Source organism: Bacillus multifaciens (assembly GCF_030756675.1).
GTDB classification, from domain to species: Bacteria; Bacillota; Bacilli; order Bacillales; family Bacillaceae_G; genus Bacillus_A; species Bacillus_A multifaciens.
The window spans coordinates 1-3,609 of sequence record NZ_JAVBXD010000085.1; the positions used below are offsets into that span (position 1 = coordinate 1).

General features: G+C 33.3%; 3 protein-coding genes and 1 rRNA gene. 1 reads left to right on the forward strand and 3 read right to left on the reverse strand.

The window, feature by feature from the left end:
- Positions 1-484: 484 nt before the first annotated feature.
- Positions 485-1,048, reverse strand: a complete 564-nt coding sequence (locus tag Q9306_RS24430; protein ID WP_306203220.1) for a dihydrofolate reductase family protein — start codon at positions 1,046-1,048, stop codon at positions 485-487.
- A gap of 485 nt (positions 1,049-1,533) precedes the next feature.
- On the opposite strand from Q9306_RS24430, the gene Q9306_RS24435 reads away from it, so the two are divergent.
- On the forward strand, positions 1,534-2,292 hold the full coding sequence (locus Q9306_RS24435; protein ID WP_306203223.1) for a GNAT family N-acetyltransferase: 759 nt from the start codon (positions 1,534-1,536) through the stop codon (positions 2,290-2,292).
- 89 nt (positions 2,293-2,381) lie between these two features.
- On the opposite strand, the gene Q9306_RS24440 is transcribed toward Q9306_RS24435, so the two are convergent.
- Together Q9306_RS24440 and rrf are read right to left on the reverse strand one after the other, a co-directional pair.
- Complete coding sequence (locus Q9306_RS24440) at positions 2,382-3,347, reverse strand: alpha/beta hydrolase (protein WP_306203226.1); 966 nt, start codon at positions 3,345-3,347, stop codon at positions 2,382-2,384.
- Positions 3,348-3,529: 182 nt separating this feature from the next.
- Positions 3,530-3,609, reverse strand: a 5S ribosomal RNA gene (gene rrf, locus Q9306_RS24795); the annotation flags it as partial.

Genomic DNA, 3,609 nt, shown 5'->3' on the forward strand with positions numbered 1-3,609 from the left:
GTTTGATCCTGGCTCAGGATGAAACTCTCCAATAAAGTTTGTCTAGCATCATAAATAAAAATTGACGTTTCACGTTGTTTGTTTCGTTCAGTTTTCAAAGAACTTATCCGTCGCTCATTTGCGACTCCCTTATGTTAACATCTCAGTCATTCAATGTCAACTAAGTTTTTCATTTCGCTTTCTGCTCTTTCGCATCAGCGACCTTTACTATATTACACACTTATTATTATAAAAGCAATACCTTTTTTGATAAAATTCGATTTTCCTTCTTAACTGTAGCTTTGAAATAAAGTTTGAGCAAAAATACCCTGCAAACCCTTATTTTATGATAAATAAGAAGAATCATCTTTGGCTTTTTATAAAAAAGTTTAATCATTTTCTACCTATTGTTATTCAAGAATCGCGCCTTATTGTTGAAGAAGTGACAATTACTATCGAGTATTTCCTAATGATATTTATTTTATCTTTGGAGTGTGCAATATTACTAATTCCCATTCAAATGATAAATTAGTTGCACAACGCCAGAGGAGAACGTTCTTGTATTAACCATTTTTAAATTCAACCTCTGTTTTATATCAATAAACAATGGTTTCCCTTCTCCCAAAATAACAGGGTGAACAGATAATCTAAATTCATCAACAAGCCCTAAATTGATAAAAGTTGTAATAAGACTCGCTCCGCCATAAAGCCAGATGTCTTTACCAGGCTTATTCTTTAATTTATTTACTTCTTCAAAAATATTATCATTTATGAATATCGCTTTATTATCAGTTCCCTTTTGTGTTCTGGAAAACACATATTTTTCTTTACTATGAACTAATTCCCAAATTTCTTTTTCAGTATCTTCAATTTCTGGAGTAAATTGTCCCCATAGATCGTAGCTTTTTCTTCCATATAAAATAGTATCAATTTGATTTAAGAAATTAATAAATCCCATCTCAGAGTCCATGATGCACCAATCAACTTCCCCATTTTTCCCTTCAATAAAACCATCTAAAGTAACTGCTAAATCTAAAATTATTCTTCTTGCTCTTACGTTATTGACCACAATTCTTCCTCCCTTTAATCATTTAGATATTATTTCTCTCGCAAAGTTTTTTATATTTTCATTATTTACAGCATTTATTTTTGAATAAAGTTACTGATGTTATTAAACTAACCAGCCCTTTAACGAAACAACTGATTGTCACTCAAAATCAGCCGTTCTGTTTCTTTTCACTATAAAAATACCCCTTTAGATTACCATATCCAAAGGGGTAGAGCATCGTATCTATTTTAGAAATAACCGGACTTTGTTCTAAATTAACATTAACTTTAGTAAATTGGATACTTCTAATCATATACAATGAACATTTATCGAAATGACGATAAGAATGTTAGTAAAATGATTGTGGAAAGCTATCGGTTTTCAACGGAAGCAAGCTATGATAAACTCAGTTTGTCAGAATTTACTAAATAATAAATATTTGTTATTCCCTTTAAGAACAGAATAGGTGAATAAGAATATCGACAAGTTGTGGGGGGAGAAATATATTGAAACAAATTGAGCTAGTAGAGTTAGACAAAGAGAATATAAATGATGGGAGTTGTTATTGTCTTCGCAGCAAGCCAACTTCAACAGGTTACATCAATAAAAACAAATGGCTTATGGGAAGCTTCAATGAAGGGTTAAAATATATAAAAATAATGGAGAATAACAAACCAGCAGGGTTTATTGAATATACACCTATTGAATATTCTTCGAGAGTTGTATATGGTGAACATTATTTAGTTATTCATTGCTTATGGGTAAATGTTACTGGAAAAGGGTATGCCTCAAAATTAATTAATAAAAGCATAGAGGATGCTAAGGAACAAAATAAAGATGGTGTTATTGTCATTACAAATCCAAACACTTCTTGGACTCCCAGCAAAGACGTTTTTATAAAGAATAATTTTAGAGAAATAGATTATGCACCTTATGGATTTGAGTTACTTGTTTACAAATTTGGACATTCACCTGATCCATATTTTCCAAAAGATTGGGATGAGCGACTTAAGCCCTTTAAAGACTTAACAATCCTCCGTACCCAGCAGTGTCCATTTGTAGATGTATCAACCAATAATGTTGTTAGGGCAGCAAAGCAATTGGGTATTCACGCAGAAATTATCGACATAAAAAATAGAGAAGAATTGTTGAAACTTTCACCTACTCCTTACGGTATCTATGGAGTCATCTACAAGAATAAATTAGTTTCATTTCATAGACTTACAGTTCACTCTGCAATAAAACGGTTAAAAGAGCTATTCTAATTCAACTACAGTGGATAAGAGAACTCAATACCCTTATTTTAAAACAAAGAATCTCTCGCTGCTAAGAGCGAAAGATTCTTTATCTAAACTTACAGAGATGAAGGAATATACTTCTCAACAAATCCCCATACAGTATGCCAATATTTCTTCGAGTCTATTTGTTCCGCTTCACCATGCCCCGCACCTGGCACAATTAATTTCTCTTTTTCTACATGTGCCGCATTGTACACTTCATCTAACATTTCAAAAGGAACAAATGCATCCGCATCTCCATGAATAAACAACATTGGTGTTTTACTTTTCGCAACTTGCTTAACAGCTGACGCCTCATTCAGATCATATCCGGCTCGTAATTTAGTTATTGTATTACCCGCATTCATCACTGGGAATTTTGGTAAATGAAATAGATCTTTTAGCTGATACGTAAATTCATCCATAACAGATGAGTAACCACAATCCTCTACAATGACTTTTACATTGGCTGGTAGTTCTTCTCCTGAAGTCATCATGACAGTTGCGCCCCCCATAGAAATACCAAACAAAGCAATTTCGGCTTGTGGATCTTTCTTCAGAATTTCCTGAATCCATAACAGAATATCTTTTCGATCATGCCAACCCATACCAATATAATTACCTTCACTATTTCCATGACCACGAAGATCAGGTGCTACTACACTATAACCTTTTTCATAGAAGTGACGAATGTATTTTGTCATCCCTGATGCTCTGCCATTATATCCATGAACCACAATTGACCATTTATGATTTGTTTCTTGATTACGATATTCATAGCCAGTTAATTGCAGATTATCAAAAGAACGTATCGATAATGTATTTGGTGGATGTTGTGATACGAACTCAGCATTTTTCACTTTATCCGCTGCTAATACTTCTCCTGATACATTTACACTTTTCTTCAAATGAGGGTTTCCCTCTAAAAAATCTTTTTCTTGTTTTGCATTTAATGCATAGTTGTAAAAATAATTCCCGACCAATCCATAAATAATAACTAGAAGAAGGAAAACTATTACAATAATAATACTCATTTTCTTCATCCTATACTACCTTTCTATCAAATGTATATTTCTTGAGGCCTACATATCAGTATAACAGAACTGAAAAGAGTTAAAAAAAGGAAAAGTTCTCATTTTGAAGAGGGCCCCGAAAAATACAATGAAAAATTGCCAACAGATAGATAAACACAAAAAAGACGAGTCATACTGACTCGTCTCAAATTGCCTGGCAACGTCCTACTCTCACAGGGACAAAGTCCCAACTACCATCGGCGCTAGAGAGCTTAACTTCCGTGTTCGGTAT